This window comes from Bacteroides sp. 519, from assembly GCF_010500955.1.
Taxonomy (GTDB): domain Bacteria; phylum Bacteroidota; class Bacteroidia; order Bacteroidales; family Bacteroidaceae; genus Bacteroides.
The window spans coordinates 139,930-158,512 of record NZ_QVMJ01000007.1 but is presented as its reverse complement, the minus strand read 5'-3'; the positions used below and the strand labels follow the sequence as shown (position 1 = coordinate 158,512).

At 37.8% G+C, this 18,583-nt stretch carries 18 protein-coding genes; 6 read left to right on the top strand and 12 right to left on the bottom strand.

What is annotated here, in order from left to right; translation table 11 throughout:
• Positions 1-13 precede the first annotated feature (13 nt).
• Entirely contained in the window at positions 14-3,928 is a 3,915-nt protein-coding gene (locus D0T85_RS08935; protein WP_163212391.1) for a hybrid sensor histidine kinase/response regulator transcription factor, read from the bottom strand.
• A gap of 102 nt (positions 3,929-4,030) precedes the next feature.
• Positions 4,031-5,074 (bottom strand): magnesium/cobalt transporter CorA, encoded by a 1,044-nt coding sequence (gene corA / locus D0T85_RS08930; RefSeq protein ID WP_163212637.1) that lies wholly within the window; start codon positions 5,072-5,074, stop codon positions 4,031-4,033.
• A 180-nt stretch (positions 5,075-5,254) separates the two neighbouring features.
• Between corA and D0T85_RS08925 the strand changes: the two genes are divergently transcribed.
• On the top strand, positions 5,255-6,379 hold the full coding sequence (locus tag D0T85_RS08925; protein WP_163212389.1) for an ATP-binding protein: 1,125 nt from the start codon (positions 5,255-5,257) through the stop codon (positions 6,377-6,379).
• Between the two features lie 622 nt (positions 6,380-7,001).
• On the opposite strand, the gene D0T85_RS08920 is transcribed toward D0T85_RS08925, so the two are convergent.
• The 4 genes from D0T85_RS08920 to D0T85_RS08905 form a co-directional block, all read right to left on the bottom strand.
• Positions 7,002-7,403, bottom strand: a complete 402-nt coding sequence (locus tag D0T85_RS08920; protein WP_163212387.1) for a VOC family protein — start codon at positions 7,401-7,403, stop codon at positions 7,002-7,004.
• 13 nt (positions 7,404-7,416) lie between these two features.
• Positions 7,417-8,169 (bottom strand): VOC family protein, encoded by a 753-nt coding sequence (locus D0T85_RS22735; RefSeq protein WP_239060678.1) that lies wholly within the window; start codon positions 8,167-8,169, stop codon positions 7,417-7,419.
• Between the two features lie 69 nt (positions 8,170-8,238).
• Positions 8,239-8,982 carry a helix-turn-helix domain-containing protein gene (locus D0T85_RS08910; RefSeq protein WP_163212385.1) on the bottom strand — a complete coding sequence of 248 codons (744 nt, stop codon included), beginning with the start codon at positions 8,980-8,982 and terminating at the stop codon, positions 8,239-8,241.
• A 5-nt stretch (positions 8,983-8,987) separates the two neighbouring features.
• Positions 8,988-9,587 carry a type 1 glutamine amidotransferase family protein gene (locus tag D0T85_RS08905; RefSeq protein WP_163212383.1) on the bottom strand — a complete coding sequence of 200 codons (600 nt, stop codon included), beginning with the start codon at positions 9,585-9,587 and terminating at the stop codon, positions 8,988-8,990.
• Positions 9,588-9,777: 190 nt separating this feature from the next.
• Here D0T85_RS08905 and D0T85_RS08900 point away from each other — a divergent pair, with 190 nt between their 5' ends.
• Positions 9,778-10,359, top strand: coding sequence for a hypothetical protein (locus tag D0T85_RS08900; RefSeq protein ID WP_163212381.1), 582 nt, complete (start codon positions 9,778-9,780; stop codon positions 10,357-10,359).
• 419 nt (positions 10,360-10,778) lie between these two features.
• Here the strand turns inward: D0T85_RS08900 and D0T85_RS08895 are convergent, their stop codons facing one another.
• From D0T85_RS08895 to D0T85_RS08870, 6 genes are all read right to left on the bottom strand, one after another.
• On the bottom strand, positions 10,779-11,321 hold the full coding sequence (locus D0T85_RS08895) for a hypothetical protein (RefSeq protein ID WP_163212379.1): 543 nt from the start codon (positions 11,319-11,321) through the stop codon (positions 10,779-10,781).
• Positions 11,318-12,454, bottom strand: coding sequence for a DNA alkylation repair protein (locus D0T85_RS08890; RefSeq protein ID WP_163212377.1), 1,137 nt, complete (start codon positions 12,452-12,454; stop codon positions 11,318-11,320). The genes D0T85_RS08895 and D0T85_RS08890 overlap by 4 nt, the downstream gene beginning before the upstream one ends.
• 80 nt (positions 12,455-12,534) lie before the next feature.
• The gene (locus D0T85_RS08885) at positions 12,535-13,089 is read right to left on the bottom strand and encodes a flavodoxin family protein (protein WP_163212375.1); all 555 of its coding nucleotides are present in this window, start codon (positions 13,087-13,089) and stop codon (positions 12,535-12,537) included.
• Between the two features lie 87 nt (positions 13,090-13,176).
• Entirely contained in the window at positions 13,177-13,854 is a 678-nt protein-coding gene (locus D0T85_RS23180; protein ID WP_163212373.1) for an AraC family transcriptional regulator, read from the bottom strand.
• A 251-nt stretch (positions 13,855-14,105) separates the two neighbouring features.
• Positions 14,106-14,480, bottom strand: coding sequence for an MmcQ/YjbR family DNA-binding protein (locus D0T85_RS08875; protein WP_163212370.1), 375 nt, complete (start codon positions 14,478-14,480; stop codon positions 14,106-14,108).
• Between the two features lie 19 nt (positions 14,481-14,499).
• Positions 14,500-15,297, bottom strand: a complete 798-nt coding sequence (locus D0T85_RS08870; RefSeq protein ID WP_163212368.1) for a nitroreductase family protein — start codon at positions 15,295-15,297, stop codon at positions 14,500-14,502.
• 199 nt (positions 15,298-15,496) lie between these two features.
• Between D0T85_RS08870 and D0T85_RS08865 the strand changes: the two genes are divergently transcribed.
• The 4 genes from D0T85_RS08865 (at position 15,497) to D0T85_RS08850 (ending at position 18,565) form a co-directional block, all read left to right on the top strand.
• A complete protein-coding gene (locus D0T85_RS08865; RefSeq protein ID WP_163212366.1) occupies positions 15,497-16,096 on the top strand; it encodes a TetR/AcrR family transcriptional regulator in 600 nt (199 codons plus the stop codon).
• A gap of 133 nt (positions 16,097-16,229) precedes the next feature.
• Complete coding sequence (locus D0T85_RS08860) at positions 16,230-16,595, top strand: hypothetical protein (protein ID WP_163212364.1); 366 nt, start codon at positions 16,230-16,232, stop codon at positions 16,593-16,595.
• Positions 16,596-16,699: 104 nt separating this feature from the next.
• Positions 16,700-17,152 carry an RNA polymerase sigma factor gene (locus D0T85_RS08855; protein WP_370459943.1) on the top strand — a complete coding sequence of 151 codons (453 nt, stop codon included), beginning with the start codon at positions 16,700-16,702 and terminating at the stop codon, positions 17,150-17,152.
• Positions 17,153-17,203: 51 nt separating this feature from the next.
• Positions 17,204-18,565: a TolC family protein gene (locus D0T85_RS08850; protein ID WP_163212362.1), complete on the top strand. Its 1,362-nt coding sequence runs from the start codon at positions 17,204-17,206 to the stop codon at positions 18,563-18,565.
• The last annotated feature ends 18 nt before the right edge of the window (positions 18,566-18,583 follow it).

Genomic DNA, 18,583 nt, shown 5'->3' with positions numbered 1-18,583 from the left:
AACATGGATATGTCTATGCCTCCAAATACTGCTTAGGCGTTTTACCGAACTCCGCCTGAAAACACTTCGAGAAGTATGAGTGGTTAGAATAGCCAACCATATACATAACCTCGGCAACAGTGAATTTTTTTTGTTCCAATAACATTGCTGCCTTTTTTAAACGAATAGATTTGATGTACTCCAACGGGGTCATTCCGGTAAGTTGTTTTATTTTCCGGTAAAGCTGTTTGTTATTGATACCCGATAAATCACTTAAAGCATTTACATTCAGATCAGGATCGGAAACCTTATCCTCAATTATTTGTGTAATGTTTGCAAGAAACTTTTCGTCTAACGAAACAGCATCAATGGCTTTTGGTGTGGCAATGACCTCAATGCGGGCTTTGGTTTCCATTTGTTGCTTGCTTGCCAGTAATTGCTCAATCCGCGACAAAAGAATATCCGGTTCGAAAGGCTTGGGAATAAAAGCATCAATATTTAAATGAATACTTTCGAGTTCCGTTTGTTTATCGTTCTTTGCAGTAAGCAAAATAATCGGGATAGTAGATGTAGGTATATTCTTTTTCAACTGCAGGCTCATTTCAAGCCCATCCATAACAGGCATCATTAAGTCGGTAATTATCAGATGGGGTAGGAGGGCGGTTGCAGTTGTTAATCCGCTTTTGCCGTTTTCCGCTATCTCAAAACGGTATTGTGGGCTTACTATCTGCCCAATAAACTCTGCAATCTCTGCATTGTCTTCAACTATCAAAATAAGAGGCTTATCAATATTACTGGCTATGTTGGGCAAAACCCTACTCTCATCAGTGAGAATATCTGTTTGCACAGGTAGGGTTATTATAATTGTAGTACCAGTTTCCTCTTCCGATATAACTTGTATATTGCCTCCATGCAACTCTGTATACGTTTTAACCAGATAAAGACCAATACCGGTTCCCTCTTTCTTACCCGAAGTTTTGGGCGATTGAAAGAAACGTTGAAAAATGTACGGAATATCCTTTGCCGGGATACCACTGCCGTTGTCCGAAACAGATAGTTCAATCTGTTGTTTCTCTTCTTTATATTTTAGCGAAAGAATAACCCGTCCACCAACAGGTGTGTATTTATAAGCGTTAGATAACAGGTTATTTAAAATAGATTCGAATTTAATTAAATCAACCTCCAGATACAACTTAGGGATATTGCTCTGAAACTCGAAACTGATATTCTTTTCCTTCGCAATGCCTTCGGTATAAACCGATAAAATACCTTTTGCAAATGCAACAAACTCTACCTTTGATAAGATGAGGCTGGAACTGGCATCGTTATCCATCCGGTTGAGATCGAGCACCTGATGAATAAGTGAATTTAGTTTCATAGCATTCCGTTGCACAACCTCGAGTTGTTGCTTTTCTTGTTGGTTCTTAACGTCGATCAGTAATTTACTAACCGGAGCAATAATCATGCTTAGTGGTGTTTTCAACTCGTGAGACATGTTGGTAAAGAAATCAATCTTAGACTTTGATTGTTCTGTAATCCTTTCTTTTTCAATACGTTCTATTCTTAATTTATTCTTCACCCTGAAGAAGTTGATAATCCATGCCACCAAACTAACAAAAAGCAATATGTAAATTATTTTGGCCCAGTTGGTATAATACCACGGGGCCTTGATTAAAATAGGAATGCTTGTTATGGTTTGCGAAGGTTTACTGTTTTCGTTCAGTTTGCTAATGTGCAACGTATATTTGCCATAATCCAGGTTGCTGTAAGAAATTTGGTTGCTACCCGATGGTAGTATAAACCATTCTTTTTCAATCCCATCTAATTTATATATGAGCCTGTTTTTTTCTTCCAGCATATAGGGGAAGTCGGAAATGTCGAAACGCAGATTGTTCTGGCTATGTTTAAGGGTAATTGAGTTGCTGTAACGTATGCTGTTTTCTCCCAGAATTTCGGTGTGTTCTGCTACAAGTGGTTCATTGTTAACCTGTACTCCGGTAATTATTACAGGATGCTCGTTGGCACTTATCTCAATGATGTTGGGAGATACTACAGCAATACCATCAACAGTTCCCATATATATCTTTTTATCCTTTTTATCGTAATATAAAGAGGAGAATGTATGGTTCATTAAATTTATTCGTTTAACATGCAGTGTTTCTTTGTTCAGTACCCATGCTCCATCGGTTGTGGTTATCCATATATAATCGTCTATTTCGGCCAATGCAAGCACCTCATTATCGGTAAACTGATTCAGGTTAATTGTTTTGAAGCTATTGTCGGCAGGGTTAATACACAGTACACCACCTCTGTAGCCTCCCCAAATCATTCCTTTATTATCAGCAATAATATAGGTTAGGTATTTTCCTTTAATCATTTCCCCAACAGGTATCGTGGTTGTTTCAAAGGTTTCGGGGTTTATCTTGTCTACTCCATCGTTATAGTAAGACACCCAGATATTTCCGTCGTTATCAGCAACCAACTGATTTATAAACATACCCGATATACCGTTTTGTGTAGTGAAATTGTAATCGGCTACATAATTGCCGTTTTGTGTGTGAACAAGCTTTTCTTTATCCACAACAAATAAGCCTCCCAGACAGGTTGCAATCCATAACCGTCCTTTTTTATCTTCCAGAATATTGTATGCCCAGTTAGCATTATAGGTGTTGGTACTATCTACTATATTATAATGTATAAAACGATTGTTTTTGCGGTCATATCTGTTTACGCTACCATCTGTAGCTATCCATAATTCCTGATTACTATCTTCGAATATATGGCGGATACGGTTGTGTACCAGTGTATGTTGGGGATCTCCCATTTTATACCAAACAGTATTCTGTGGGTGGTCGAGGCTATTGAATTTGATAATCCCATTGGTTCCGCCAAACCAGAACACATCTTTTGAATCTCTGGATAATGAATAAAAATGATTCCCTTCGCCGGTTCCGGTTATTCCGGCAATGGGTATATACCGGAAACTGTTGTTGAATTTAGATAACGAAATACCGTAATCGGTACCCAACCAGATGTTTTTGTCTTTGTCCTTAAATATACTCCATACAATGTTGTTGGATAAAGATTGGCTATATCGGGAATCGTGTAATATATGTTGTATTGGTTCTTTTTCGTTGTACACATATAAACCATTGTCGGTACCGGCCAGTAGTTGATTGTTTTCATCAAGTGCAAGTGCCTTAATAGAATTGTTATTAACCACTTCTATGGTGCGCGAAGTATTATCCGTAGGGAAGTATTGATAGAGGTTTCCTTCCGTTCCTACCCAAATACAGTTTCTGGTATTGTCTTCGAGTAACGAATTAATAAACTGATTGCTTCGGCCAATGTTAGCTGGAATAGTTATTCTTTCAAATTGATTTTGGGCAGTATTGTATTTGCAGAAACCGTTGTAAGTACCAATGTATATATTATCGTCTTTGGCATGAATAAGCGAATAAATTGTTTCGTGCGATAATCCGGGATTAGATTCGCGAGCGATTTTGAATAGTTCGTTTGTTTGAAAATGGTATGTATATAATCCGTTTAATGTTCCAATCCATAAAACATCGTTTCGGATTACCATAGCCCGCACATTGGATGGGAAATTAACTTCTCTTTTTTCGTACTGGTCGGTTTTATAATTGTAAACATGGATACCATTATCCGCGCCCAGATACAAGTAGCTATTTGTTGCCGTAATACAATTTATGCGGGTGTTTCCTGCTTGGCCAAAACTGAAATGCTGCCGGGTTGAATAACCATCGTAACTAAACAATCCTTTGTCGGACCCAATCCATATCAATCCTTGTGCATCTTGTGAAAAGCAACTGATTACGGATGCCTCGGGGCTCAGAGTAATGTTATTAAATAGTTTGTATGTTGGTTGTCCTTGTAAATAGATAGAAGACAGAATAAGGATTATAATGTTGATTAAACGTAATTGCATGTACTTCACAGTTATGATAAGATCCCAAATATAAACACAATTTGGTTGAAATAAATCATGATTAGTACATTATTTCCTCTGTTGCCGAAAATATCTTTCAATTTAATACCATTCTTTTTTCTTGAAAAACAGATAAGTGCCACCACCAATAACAATCATAATTGCCCATGCTACCAAGTATCCGTATTTCCAGCTCAGTTCGGGCATTAGGCCAAAGTTCATTCCCCAAACACCCGCAAGAAAGGTAATCGGTATAAAAATGGTAGAAACAATGGTAAGGCGTTTCATGATATCGTTTCTCTTAAGGTCGTTGTTTGATATATACAAATCGACCAACGAAGAGAAAGTTTCACGGCAAATCTCAATCGTTTGCAATACAAATTGCAGATGGTCGTTCACATCATTGAAGAAAGCCCGGTTCACTTTATGAACCAGAAGATTATCGGCACGTAATAATTTACTGTACTGATCCTTTAACGGATAAATGCCTTTCTTTATTTTTAAGTGCTGACGGCGTATGGATTGAATCTGTACGCCAATATCGTTGCTGCTTGTTGTTTTTAAAAGTTCTTCTTCCAAATCTTCCAGTGCATCATCAATTGCGTTTACTATGTAAGTATAGTTTGCAACCAAACTATTCAGTACTACACTAAGTAAATAGTCACTTTGGCGTGTACGGATTTTCAATGTGTTGTTATGCAAGGCTTTAACAATACCATCGAAGATGGGAGACTCCCATTCCAGAAAGGTGATCACAAAGTTTACACCCTGTACAATAGCAACTTGTTGCTGTTCAAGCTCACCATCCGGGTTAGCTTCATTAAACCGGTATAGTTTCATGATAACAAACATGTAATTATCATGCTCCTCTATTTTTGTGGGGTGGTCTACATTAAGAATATCCTGCAACACCAAAAAATCTATCTCAAAATGTTCGCATATATCTCTGATAGCTTCTGTATTGTGCATTCCACAAACCTGTAGCCAGTTAATACGGTTATTATTGAGCGTATTGCTTATATCTTTGATAGTGGTTCCGGTGGCTTCCTGAATTTCAGTTGTGTTATAGCTGGTTAGGCTCAGGTGGGTAGCTATTTGGCTGTCACCGGTATAGAGTAGTTCTTCGTTGAGCAGATTATTCATCATCATTTCTTTTTGTTAAAAAACAATTATCAGGAAGCTTTTGTTTGAAAACTCTTCTTAAATTTCGACTTCTTTCCATTCTTACCGTATCATAGATAAAGAACAAGGTAAATCCTCAAATATACCCTATTTTGTGGATTCAATTCCAAATTTATTGTATTTTTGTGATATAATAGAGTTGTTATGATACATAGAATATTAGAAAATACAGTTCGAGATAAGCTTAACACAGGTAAAGCAATTGTACTAATGGGTGCCAGACAGGTTGGAAAAACAACTTTGGTTAAAGAACTCTTTAAAGGTTCTGATGAAATGATTTGGCTCAATGGCGATGAATTGGACGTACAGAATCTTTTTGAAAATATATCGGCTACTCGCTTGAAATATATTTTTGGAAGTAAAAAGTATGTTGTGATCGATGAAGCTCAACGTATTAAAGATATTGGCTTAAAACTGAAACTCATTACAGACGAATTGCCCGAAGTACAACTTATTGCAACCGGAAGTTCCTCTTTCGATTTGGCTAATGAGCTCAACGAACCACTTACAGGTAGAAAATGGGAATATAAAATGTATCCTATATCTTTTGCCGAAATGGTACAACACCATGGATTGTTAGATGAAAAAAGATTATTACCACATCGTTTAGTGTATGGGTATTATCCTGATGTGGTAAACAATCCGGGGGATGAAAAAGAGATCCTGAAACAACTGTCAGACAGTTATTTGTATAAAGATATTCTGATGTGGGAGCAAATAAAGAAGCCGGAAAAACTTTTGAAACTATTACAAGCGATTGCTTTTCAGATTGGCAATCAGGTATCTTATTCCGAATTAGGTCAACTTTGTGGATTAGATACCAAAACAGTAGAAAAGTACATTGTGTTATTAGAGCAGTGTTATGTTATTTTCCGTTTGGGATCATTTAGCCGTAACCTACGAAATGAACTTAAAAGCAGCAAGAAAATATTTTTTTATGATAACGGTATCCGTAATGCCATTATTGCAGATTTCTCTTTAGCTGAAAGTCGTTCCGATATTGGTGCACTTTGGGAAAACTACATTATATCCGAAAGAAAGAAGAAACTGGAATATGATAAGATGTGGCGTAACAGCTGGTTTTGGCGAACTACAGATCAGAAAGAAATCGATTATATCGAAGAAGGAGATGGACAAATCCATGCATTTGAATTTAAGTGGAATCCCTCTGCAAAATATAAAATGCCTACACAGTTTTTGAATAATTATTCAGATAGTACTTTTACTGTTGTTTCTCCCGAAAACATGGAGGAGTTCTTGTTGGGGTAGAAATAGTTATAGGATCTGCTGCTGAACACGCTGAACACCGCTGAACAACACGGAGGCTTTGCCCTCAGAAAATGTTTTTTCGCGATTTTGCTATCACTGCTATCACTAACAGCTGTAACAATCTGATAAACAGTTGGTTAATTTAGTGATAGATGTGGTGATAGTAAAAAATATCTACCACTGCTATCACTAAAATGTTTTTGTTATCCACTAAAAATCAGGGAGTTATAAAAATGTAACATGATAACAATTTGTTCGTATTCTGTTTAACCTATATTGTTCATACTTTGAATCGACTCCTTCATCCCGGTAACATGAAGCCTTTCTCCCGGTAGGATAAACGGTTTCTCCCGGTAGGATGAACGCTTCATCCCGGTAGGAGAAAACCTTTATCCTACCGGGAGAAAAGTACTGTTCAATAATAAGTAAAATATCTTTCTATATAGGCCGAGGGATCAATGCTATATAGATCAAGGGGTCGGTGCTATATAGATCGAAGTCACTCATCTATATAGACCGGAACCCCAATGCTATATAGCTTGCCTAGAAGTATGGACTATTTTATGGAAAATAGTGGATTATTATGCAGAAGAGTACAGGGTTTTCTATCAGAAAGTCCCTACTATTCTGATTGATTCAGTGGAGAATAGAATTCTATCAGATTCTCTTCCGGGTCGTACAGATGAACAACACGCATTCCCCAACCGGGCATATCTATTGGTTCATTAATGAATTTAAGTCCTTTTGCCGAAAGTGCTTGATAAGTCTCATCTACATTATCAACTTCAAAAGATATCATTGATTTTTCGCGATAACCTGTGGGTTGTGTTTTATCGGCATTACCAACAGCGGGAGCCATTAGGTCGGATGTAAATATGGCAAGCCCTTCTATTCCGTTGGCTACTTTGAAGCTGCCATAACATTCTTCAACATCCCAGGCGGCTTCCAAACCAAGTTGTTGGGTATAAAAATCGAAACATTTCCGATAGTCTTTTACTAATAGTCTTACGTTACTGAATTTCATAATTCTTCTATTTTTAATTTTTATAATCTGTAAATCCTAATCTATTGCCCGAAGGGTCGTTCAATTCTACCGCCCAACCTGTCCGTATCTTAAATGGTTCGGATAGAAAGACAATGCCTTTGGCTTTCATCTTTTCGTAAACTGCTTTGGTGTCTTCAACCTCTATCCAAATCGCAGGTATTGTGTTCGGCATCTTAGTTTTGTCTTTCAGGATGATTGCCGGCTCTTCGTTGCCGACCTTGAAGGCTATCATACCCTGCTCTGCAAACTCGAATTTCTTTTCCAATCCCAATACTTCAGAATAAAAATGTACGCTCTCTTGATAATTGTTAGCTGGCAGGAAGTAGTTATCATAGTTCTTGATTGCGGTAGGTTCTACTGAATCTTCCGTTATTGTTAGGATATGCCCGTTATTATCGAAGATGGCAAACTCGTCGGCTCCATAGAATGTTTTATGCATTTCTTTAGCAATATATTCTGTTCCCAGAAGCTTTTCGTACAGTGTTTGCATGCCTTTCATTTTTACATAAAAGGTCATAGCACCCAACACCGGCCGACCGGCTAACTGCGGATATTCTTCGGTTAAGTTGCCCATTTCCTGAAACATAAGCGTTGCTCCACCATTAGCAACCATTGCCCATTGCAGGCCTCCGGTTGGAGCGGGGACACTCATAATCAGATTGAAACCTAATGTATTGGTATAGAACTGTACTGTTTCATCGACGCTCTTTACGCCAATATTGGGAGATAGAGTTTGATAATCCATTGCTTTCATTTTTTTTTATTGCAAAAATACAATACCGGTTTGATGTATTTCGTGTAAAAAACCGACATTCTACACAGTGTGTTCCGATGGAGAGATATTTCCTAATCGCTGAAACTCTTTATTCATGTGCGAGTGATCGTGATATCCGCAAGCAATGGCTATTTCGTACATACTTTCATTTGGATGGGTTTCCATATAACTGCGGACAAACCGGAAACGCATGATGTTACTGAATACTTTGGGAGATATACCGATGGTTGTTTTGAATTTACGTTCGAATTGTCGCTCGGACAGGCAGACCTCACCGGCTATTTTGCTGACAGATACATGTCCGTTATTGCTTTGAATAAGAGAAACAGCATGCCTGATTTGTTTGTCGGGCAGATATAACTTGTGCATACGCGCCAGAAAATAGGTGTTGATATAAGCAATCCGTTCCTGCATATACTCCATATCGGGTAGTCGCTCATAGAAACTGTTATCAAATAGTGTTTCAGCAAGCGGAAGTTCTATGTTCCGGTTGGTAATTCCGAAAATAGGCATGCGGGTAAATGCAGTGATTCCTGCCGGAGCAAAACGGATTCCCATCATTTGTATCTGTCCCGGGCGATAGGAGATTTCCAACAAAGAGGTCATTGTACCAACAAGTTTAGGCAATCCGGCAGGGTTGTTACTTCCAAAATCAAAGATAATATCCACACAACCATCCGGTAGAATCCGCTGTGTAAAGCAACTCTCAATTACTCCATCAGTAACCCAATAGGTTTCTATTAAATGTTGTAAGCGTAGGTCGGGTGGATATTCTTTATACATACATATTATCTCGGCGAAAGCCCATTGGTGTAATATTGATAGCTTTCTTCTATAATTTCGGGGGTATCTGCATCTAATACATACAAAATTTCACGGCAGAAATCTAATGGAGCAGTTCCGTTGGCAGTAACAATGTTGCCGTCTCTCACTGCTTGTTTGTTGATATAATTAGTTTCGCCAGTGTATTTTTCTCCGGCAAACTGTTTCAGATAATCCAATCCGTTGCTTGTGTGCTTCACATTGTTAAGGATACCACATGCTCCGAGAAATACCGAGGCATTGCATATTCCGGCAACCAGTTTGTTCTCTTTAACAGCTTTCTCTACGAGCGGAACAATTTGCGCAGCTTCGGGCGAGAACCAATGCATACCGCCAATCAATACCAGTCCGGCATAGTCTGTTGGCATATCATTCAAACTATAATCGGGTAACACTTTGAATCCGCCAATGGACATGACGGGCTCCTTTGTGAGGGCCATTGTTTTTACTGTGTATTTAATGGGGCCTCCAGGTTTAACACCTATATTCAGACAGGTAGAAATATAGGCTCCTTCCCAATCGGCAAACTCGTTTAAGAGTACAAATATTACTTCTTTTTTGTTCATTTTGTTTCTGTTTATAATATTAATTCATCCTTGTAAATCGAATTGCAAATATACTGACTTATTTTACAGGAATACATATTTCTGTAAGTGGAAGTTTTGTATATTTACCCATCAATCATATAATAAGTAGGGCATGGATGGCTTTACTTATTTGAAGGGTTAAGGATTTCAGATATTAAAAAAGAAGCAAATGACAGAAATAGCAGTAATACAAGAGGCATTTCCATTAGAAATCCGAGAAGAAATAAAATCTTTGTTGACAAAGTTTGATATAGAAACAATGCATTCAACAAAAGGGTTTGAAAAAGCTGTAGTTGGAGAGGGAATAATTGATATTCCCTCACGAATTTACTATAGACCACCTTATTCCTTGAATGACTCAAAATTCACACAGACAGAAAAAGAGATTTTAAATTGTATTTTTTCTAGGCACAGTGATGGTTATATCCGCCAAAAAGCAATCTTGAATATTATTAGTTCTGATAAAGAATGGACAATTCCGTATGTAATGAGAATAATAGGCGAATATGTAATTGAAATATTGATAGACATAAATAAACATTTTGAAAGAATTAATAAGTCGAATTTAGTTTTATTTATTCAACAAAATCCAGCGTTTTATAATCGAATACACTCACGAGTTGGTAGCTATTGGGATTGTTATTATCGTTACCAATTTCCTGAAAAGTTGAAAGGCATAAAGGTGCCTGAAGAACAACGATATGTCGGGTTTCAACTACTAGATAAAATTGACAGAACGATATCCCTGTGACTTTCGTTTTTGTATCATGCCTGTGGTACAAAAGTGCCACGCTTGTGATACAAAAGTATCTTAGTGGTGATACTTTTGTACCACCCGCGTGATACTTTTTTCTCAAGCTTGAAAAAATGGTGGTACTTTTGTATCAGTGTTTAAAAAACGGTGGTACTGCAGTTGGTTGATTATCAATTGTGTTTTTGGGGTGAATATATGGACCTGCAAAGGCAGGGCTGTTAAGTTCTGATTTAACAATTCTTTTTTAACCGCAGAGTACGCAGAGTACGCAGAGTTTAAGATTCAATGCTGCATAGAAATTAAAAACTCCGCGTTAATCCGCGAAACTCTGCGGTTAAAATATTAGAACAGCCCTGCCCAGCAAAGGGGAGCATTTTCCCCCTCTGATTTGAACCAAACTTATGGAATAATCCAGATTAAGAATATTGCCAGAAACCAGCGATTATTTTTCCTGTTACATTATGTTTATACAGATACAAAGCACCATACATAAATACATATTCCATATCTTGCCTATACCCCTCTTCATCTATTTGTAAAAAAAAAGAATAACCATTTCTTTCCAGTTCCTCATAATAATAATCTTTATATTGAATGAAACGTGGTTCGCCCCCCACTTTTATAAACTGAAAATCATTATCCTGTATCTCTTTATAATCGCTAATTGAATTTACAGGCAAGTTTGTAATAGCTTTATGTGTATTGCTTCCCATTTCGGAATATTTATGTTCTATAACTTTCACAGCTATTGAAGGATAAATATTGTTTTCTATGAGGGTTTCAAAATTATTGTGAATCAAAATGGTAAGCATAATATTCTCTTTTTCGGGATGAACTAATGTAGCATAAAACATATATTCATCGGGTATCTGTTCTCCAATTAATTGTGGAGGATTACCGCCTATTCGTCCTTTTATACCACTATCATGCGAGATGCATTTTGCAAACAATTCTTTCATTCTACCAGTTCAAAATCATACTTATCAAATTCTTTTCCATTGATTATAATAGCCACTTGATGAAGCCCAGGGTGAAGTTTCCGAGTGGTTACTACCTTGAAAGAGTGTTTCCGGGTGATACATGTGGTTGAATTTGCTGCATAGGATTTCTCACTAATTTTACAAACTTTTTTCGATAATGTACCGTTCGCCTTCTGGTAGTACAAACCATATTCGAGTCTTATCTTAGCTTCCTTGTTGCTTTTATTCAACAGGTTGAAACTAAACTCCAACGAGTTGCCCACTTTCACTTCGGGGGTTGCAATCTGGAAGTTCTCTATGTGTATATTCTTGGCAGAACCCAAGCCAAATAGTTCCATCACTTCTGGGTTGCCTTGTTTAAGGAGTGTCCGGCAGCCGTGTTTAATAATCCAATCAACTTCTTCCGACTCTCCTTGCCATCTTTTTACCAAATCAATCACTACTTCAGGATTGTCTTTGGCAATATCATTCAAGTTGTTGGCAACACTCAACCGCACAAATCGTGCCGGATCGTTCTTGAGATTTTCCAATATAGGAATGATGGGTGCCGGGTTTGCCTTTAGACTTGGTATGGCCATTGCCCAGGGCAGGCGCGGGCGGCAACCTTCGGATGCAAGCCGCCTTACTCCCCAATGTTCGTGCTTCGACCAAGCCAGCATTTGCGCCATCATGGCGTCGGGATATTTAACAATAAATGGATGGGTTACAAATTCGCAGCTTGTGAACTGGGTGATTCTCTCTATTGCTTTAACAGAGGTTTCGTAATCGCCCAGCCCGTATTGTTCTATGTAACTATCCAAAACCCCTCCATACTCTAATAGTAAGCCAAACTTTGTGTCGTCTATCTTGGAGCAATGAGGATATCGGGGTTCTATACAATCTAACAGTTCAAGTATTTTGGCGATTGCATCTTTGTAATCTGTCGGCAGAAAGCTTTTGAGCACTGTTGCAATGTGTACGGTACGTTGTTTGAGTTCTCTGTTTTCCCATTCCTTATCCATTACCTGAGACATAAATGCACGGGTGTCTAAGTTGGGTATAACGAGCTTTAAGTCTTTCGTGAATAGATCGAGAAACTGCTCGTTGTACATGTTTTTAAAGGGTTCTGCCATGGCTGTAGTTTTATTTTTGCCAAAGATAGTGATTTTAAGGAGAAAGGAGAAGTGCATCCCTTTCCCTTAATTTCACTTACTTACATTGCAAGCCCAAGTTCTTTGGCCGATTTAAGATAGTCTTGTCCTTTGACGTTTATTTCGCCTTTATCATAAACTTCGGGAACGAGTAATTGCCCACGGTCTTCCGAAGTTAAGTAGGAAGCTGTTTTTTCATATACTTTGGTCATGCCTTCAAAGTCGGTAAGATCTGATGTTCCTCCACAGGCCAGCAAAACAGTTTCTTTTATTTTTAGAGGTTCAGGGCTTGAAATGAAGGAATAAAGTCGGTCAATAGCGCTCTTTATCTGTGCCGGAAAAGAAAAATAGTATAGTGGCGAACTAAATACCAGCGTATCAGCTTGTGCTATCAGAGGAGCTACTTCATCAAAATCATCTTTTACTGCACATGCTGTTCCACGGGTAAAGCATTTGTCGCAGGCTATACAACCTTTTACTTTCTTCCGGCCGCTATCGAAACGATCGACTATGTGCCCTGCCTGTAAGGCTCCTTCGATAAAGGCTTCTGCCAATAAATCACTATTGCCATTCTTTCTTGGGCTTCCTGTAATGACTAAAATTCTTTTCTTGTCCATACGTTTATCTTTGATAATTTGTTCGATGCAAAATTAAAGTATATCTCACCCATAGAATTTACTGTATGGCTCAAAGTTTTGTTCTATTTAGTCCAAATTAATAGGTTGGCGATAGTCGGTTGGTGATTGACCATAATATTCTTTGAAGATACGTGAAAAATGGGATATGTTTTCAAAGCCCATAGAATAGCCTATTTCATTGACAGGTATTGCAGTGTTCTGAATCATTTCCTTGGCCTTCTCCAATCGTTTTTCTTTTATCCATCGGGCAGGAGGCATATTGTATAGTAACTGAAAGTCGCGTTTGAAACTGGAAAGACTTCGTCCGGAAAGATAGGCCAGTTCGGGTAGGGTAACGGGTGTAGCGTAGTATTGTTCTACTACTTTCCGGATATCCATACGTGCCGGTTGCCTGAATTGAAGCAACTGGATGAACATATTTTTATTAGATAGGGATATGTCATACAATAGTTCCATTATTTTAAGACGGAGCAATCCAGGATCTACCAATGTGGGACATTTAAAATAAGGGTCGAGAGATCGGCCAAAGGCAATCAAACATTCATCCATTGGGTAGACTGATGTTTTTATCTCTTCTTCTGTGCGGGGAATCTTTACGTTTGCCATAGTGAGAAACTCTTTAATCAGGTTATCTTTCAGGCAGAACATAATGCATTCGGATATATTATCATTGTCCGGGTCGCCGGTTTTTTCATACTTCACCGAGGTGGCCTTCTTTAATAAAATCATTTCGTTCTTATTCACCGTATGTCTGTTTGCCGTGGTGCATAATAAATTGTCCCTCAAGCACAAGGAATAAGAGATGTTCTTCGAGAAACATGGTTCCCGTTCCGTTTAGCGTATGAACACAGGATTCGATAACAGAGCAGCCGTCTAATAATAGCGTACTTTGGCAGGTAGTGTCGCTGATTAATGCGGTGGGTACTTTTATATATTTCTTCATACTTTGCAGGGAATTGTTTTATTGATGCAAAGATAGATGATTTGTTGTTGTATCATTCTGGAGATAATGGATTGTTTTCCAAATATTCCAATTGTACTCTCTTTGGGAGTTTTTTTAGTACTTCTTTTATTGAGTGACGAATCCAATGTTTTACGGTCTCGTCGTTCATATCGCTATTAAGCGTGATACTGTTCCAGAATTTCTTGTTAAAATGCCAAGCCGGTTCTACACTATTATAGCGTTCGCGTAAGTCGATGGCTTTTGTAGAATCACATTTCACGGTTATTTTCAATACCGGGTCGTTTAGTGGGATTATAGCAAACCATTTATCGAATATCTTGAAAATAAGATATTCATCTTCAAATGGCATGTATTCGGTTGCCTCTTTTAACGAAAGACAATATTCTCTTAATTCTTCTATATTCATCTTGTTGTTGTAAAGAAACCTATTCTATTATCCAAGAAGTTACATATTCTACATCATTTGAGGAGGATACCTCAGGTATTCTTTCAAAGTGTCCTTTTAAGTGAAGTTCATTGCAGGTAAGTTCGAAATGGCAGAGGGCAATCCCCATATCATTTGCCGAGAACCGTCCTACATGGTAGTAGAAGTGGAAAGCGTTATCTTTCATCATAACACGCCAAGGTTGTTTATTGCTAGCTGATGGAGCAAGCCGCAGCATTTCCAGCGGAGTTTTATAGTTGCCGGCATCTGTTTCAGTTAAAGGAATTTCGAAGGTATTATTGAAAAAAAGTGAACCAAAAGGTTTACGCTTGTCACTTCCTGCTCCTGCTCTCATTATGGATTCCAGAAGTGTCCTCTTTTCTCTTTTATACCCGACTGGTGAAATAACAATCAGTTCTTCGCCTTCGGAAAGTTGAATTTGTTTTAAAAAGTCATTCCGTTTCAATGTTCCGCCAAGCCAGCAGGTTCCAAGTTCTAATTGGGTGCAATAAAGAACTACCTGCTCGAACATATAACCTGCTCCAACTTCGGGCATTAAGCCTTTTTCGCCAATAAGAAGCAAAAAGTCTGTCGCACCACTTATTACTCCATAAGTTCCAAGTTTAATCGGTTGATCGCCTGTCTTTGCCCTGATTAACTGTATTCTTGCCTTTGTTCCGAAAGGGGCATTCAGTTGGCCGATATACTTGTTTATACTATTAACATGCTCTTCGCTTAACGGTTCTCCGGTGTAACTGCGTACGGATTTGCGCTCTTTTATTTGTTTTGTAATAGACATATTCTAAGTTTTTAGTTGGTTCTTACCTTATCAAGATTCCCTGGTTCAAGATTCCCAGGTTCTAACTCATGTGTTCGATACTTTTTCGGTACAAATATAAGAGTATTATTCAATAAATACCCGAAAGGGCATATTATAACCTTGACTTATTTGTTATTAACAAGGAATGACTATCTTTGCATACCAAACGGTATGTGTTATGACAGATTCTAAAAAACAAATTTTGCAAACAGCATTAAAGCTGTTTCTGAAGAACTCTTATAAAGAAGTTTCTCTTAGGGACATTGTAAACGAAGTCGGCTTGACAAAAGGTGCGTTCTATCACTACTATGGCAGTAAGGATGAACTATTTGAAGAGGTTGTGAAATATTTCTATAACAATGCAATTATTGCTAACTATAGTAAATTCCCCAAACTGTCTTTGAAGGAATTTTATAAGCATTATTTAAATGTACTTCAAGAGCCGGATGATTTCGACGAAATAGAAGAAAACGGAGGTATGAATATATTCATTTTTCTGTCGGATGCTGCTAAACGAATTCCGGACTTCTTAGAAATACATATGGCTCAACGCAAGAAAGAACGCTGGGCATGGGCAGAAATAATAGAAACAGCTAAAAGAAATAAGGAAATTAAAACCAATATTAAGAACGAAGAACTGGCAAATCTTTTTCTAAAAATAAGTGATGGAATCGTCATGGATCAGGCAATATCCAAGGAAGATAACACAATGTTACTCAAAGAAATGGAACGTGATTGGGATAACCTATATAGTTTGCTGAAAACGAACAAAAAATAAAAAATATCTTTTTCTCCTTTTTCATAAAATCTTTTTCGACCTCAGTTGTCTTCATAAATAGAGAGCTCTTAAAAATAACACAAAGTCGGTTGCAAGCACTATTACAGTCGGCTTTATAAAATGACAATTAGTTATGAAGAAAATGAGATTTTTAATGCCTGTCGGCTTCCTGTTAATAGCGGCAGCATTTAGCACAATAGTTATGTTATTATGGAATTGGTTGATGCCTGCTATATTTGGTTTGATAGCCATTAATTTTTGGCAAGCCTTAGGTTTACTTGTTCTTGCACGTATCTTATTCGGTCGTTTTGGCTTTGGTAGAAATAGGATGGGTGGGGGAATGAGAGAAAACCCAATTCATGAAAAATGGATGAAAATGACACCAGAACAACGTGAAGAGTTTATAAATAAAAGGCGGCGATTTGGCTTTGGTCATCCTTTTAACAGAGAACATTTTGGTATGGATAAACAACAGGAGCAAAACAAAGAAAATGAGTAAACAGCTTGGGCAAGAAAATGTTGAAAAACTTGTAAAAGAGCATCAACCGGCTAAAATCATTTATCCGCAAAAGAGTTTCCAATAAGGAAGATGCGGAAGATATATTGCAGGATGTATTTTATCAATTAGTTAAAACTATTGAAAGTACAAGCAGTCCTATTGAGCAAGTTTCTGCATGGCTCTATCGTGTGGCTCGAAATACAATTATCAATAAAGATAGAAAAAAGCAGGAAGACGAATTCCCAGTTTCCGGCTACGATGAAGAAGGTAATATATTGAAGGATTTTTCCGAAATTTTATTCAACGACGATAACCCGACACCCGAAACCGAATACTTACGTTCGTTGGTATGGCAGGAACTTGAAACTGCTTTATCGGAATTACCCTCGGAACAAAGAGAGGCTTTTGAACTGACTGAATTGGATGGTTTGCCAGTAAAGGATGTAGCTCTAAGCATGAATATTCCAGTCAATACGTTGTTATCCCGAAAGCATTATGCAGTCAAATATCTTCGCAAACAACTGGAAGGGCTATATAATGACATTTTAATAACCTAATTTTTTTACCCATATACATACCAATCGGTAGGTATATATAAGCGATTTGATATGAATAAAAGTATTACAAAATCATTATTTCTCTCCTTACTCCTATTATGTGGTGGTTATTTGAGAGGAAAAGCGCAGGATAAACAACCTGTAACATTTGATTTACAGGAGTGTTTACAATATGGTTTAGAAAATAGCTATGAGTTGCATAAGGCTAAATTCGGCACTCAGGAATCGGAAGCTGCACACAAGGAGGCTAAAAGTGCCCTATTACCGCAACTTAACGGATCGGTATCTGTAACTGATAATTTAAAACTGGCGACTTCTATGATGCCAGGTGATTTTTTCGGAATGCTGGGAGAACTTATTGGAATAGAAATGGGAGTGAAATACACTGCCGTAGCCGGGATTGACTTAGAACAAGTAGTTTTTGATGCCGGATTGTTTACTGGAATAAAGATGAGCCGGAACGCCCATGAATTTGCTTCGCTGAAGGAACGGATGAGTAAAGAAGAACTTATCTACAATATTTGCAATACGTTCTATGATGTTCTGTACTCGGAGAACCTTTTACGAAACAACATCGAAACCCTTGGTTTAATGGATTCTATTTATACGAAAATGGAATTACAGGTTGCTCAAAACATTACCCGCGAAATCGACCTGAACCGGATGAAAGTGAATATCAGCAATATGAGAGTCGATATTCAGAAAACCGCTGCAACCTTAAGCCAACAGATGAACTACCTGAAAGTATTGATGGGGATGCCATTGGAATATCGGTTTCTAGCAAAAGGTAATATGAAATTATCACCATTAGAAACCTCTTTATCTTCAGTTCAAGTCAACTATGCACAGAATAAAACCGAACTGCTTATACTGAATAACGAGAAAAAAAACGGTGAGTTAGAAATCCGGCAACTCCGGCAGACTTATCTTCCAACTTTATCTTTGTTTGCTTCTTCCAGTTATAATTTCGAAAATGAGCAATTCACGATTACTAAGAGCACATTCTGGTCTAATGGTACATATTTCGGGGCAAAACTATCTATCCCGATTTTTGACGGAGGAGCAAAACATCACAAAATACGTCAGGCGCAATTCCGGTTGCGACAGGTAGAAGAAGATATAAAACAACAACAGCAAACCATAGAAAGTGATGGGTTTAACGCCCGCCAGCAACTTCAAGTTGCTTTCCAGTCGGCAAATGCCCAACAAGAAAATATGAAGGTTGCCGAAAAATCGTACAAACAAGGGATTATGCTCTATCAGGAAGGTTTATATAGCATTACCGATCTGTTAGATATTGAAAAATCATACAGGGAAGCGCAATCAGCTTACATGTATGAACTGTCGAATTATCATAAGAGCATACTCGAATTGAAAAAGTCCGAAGGAAGGTTGATGGAAATTAAGAATTAAGAATTAGGAATTAAGAAT

Bases quoted from the DNA above. Each gene is read 5' to 3' on its own strand.
- D0T85_RS08935 (WP_163212391.1), bottom strand. From the start codon at position 3,928: ATGCAATTACGTTTAATCAACATTATAATCCTTATTCTGTCTTCTATC.
- corA (WP_163212637.1), bottom strand. From the start codon at position 5,074: ATGATGAATAATCTGCTCAACGAAGAACTACTCTATACCGGTGACAGC.
- D0T85_RS08925 (WP_163212389.1), top strand. From the start codon at position 5,255: ATGATACATAGAATATTAGAAAATACAGTTCGAGATAAGCTTAACACA.
- D0T85_RS08920 (WP_163212387.1), bottom strand. From the start codon at position 7,403: ATGAAATTCAGTAACGTAAGACTATTAGTAAAAGACTATCGGAAATGT.
- D0T85_RS22735 (WP_239060678.1), bottom strand. From the start codon at position 8,169: ATGGATTATCAAACTCTATCTCCCAATATTGGCGTAAAGAGCGTCGAT.
- D0T85_RS08910 (WP_163212385.1), bottom strand. From the start codon at position 8,982: ATGTATAAAGAATATCCACCCGACCTACGCTTACAACATTTAATAGAA.
- D0T85_RS08905 (WP_163212383.1), bottom strand. From the start codon at position 9,587: ATGAACAAAAAAGAAGTAATATTTGTACTCTTAAACGAGTTTGCCGAT.
- D0T85_RS08900 (WP_163212381.1), top strand. From the start codon at position 9,778: ATGACAGAAATAGCAGTAATACAAGAGGCATTTCCATTAGAAATCCGA.
- D0T85_RS08895 (WP_163212379.1), bottom strand. From the start codon at position 11,321: ATGAAAGAATTGTTTGCAAAATGCATCTCGCATGATAGTGGTATAAAA.
- D0T85_RS08890 (WP_163212377.1), bottom strand. From the start codon at position 12,454: ATGGCAGAACCCTTTAAAAACATGTACAACGAGCAGTTTCTCGATCTA.
- D0T85_RS08885 (WP_163212375.1), bottom strand. From the start codon at position 13,089: ATGGACAAGAAAAGAATTTTAGTCATTACAGGAAGCCCAAGAAAGAAT.
- D0T85_RS08875 (WP_163212370.1), bottom strand. From the start codon at position 14,480: ATGAATATAGAAGAATTAAGAGAATATTGTCTTTCGTTAAAAGAGGCA.
- D0T85_RS08870 (WP_163212368.1), bottom strand. From the start codon at position 15,297: ATGTCTATTACAAAACAAATAAAAGAGCGCAAATCCGTACGCAGTTAC.
- D0T85_RS08865 (WP_163212366.1), top strand. From the start codon at position 15,497: ATGACAGATTCTAAAAAACAAATTTTGCAAACAGCATTAAAGCTGTTT.
- D0T85_RS08860 (WP_163212364.1), top strand. From the start codon at position 16,230: ATGAAGAAAATGAGATTTTTAATGCCTGTCGGCTTCCTGTTAATAGCG.
- D0T85_RS08850 (WP_163212362.1), top strand. From the start codon at position 17,204: ATGAATAAAAGTATTACAAAATCATTATTTCTCTCCTTACTCCTATTA.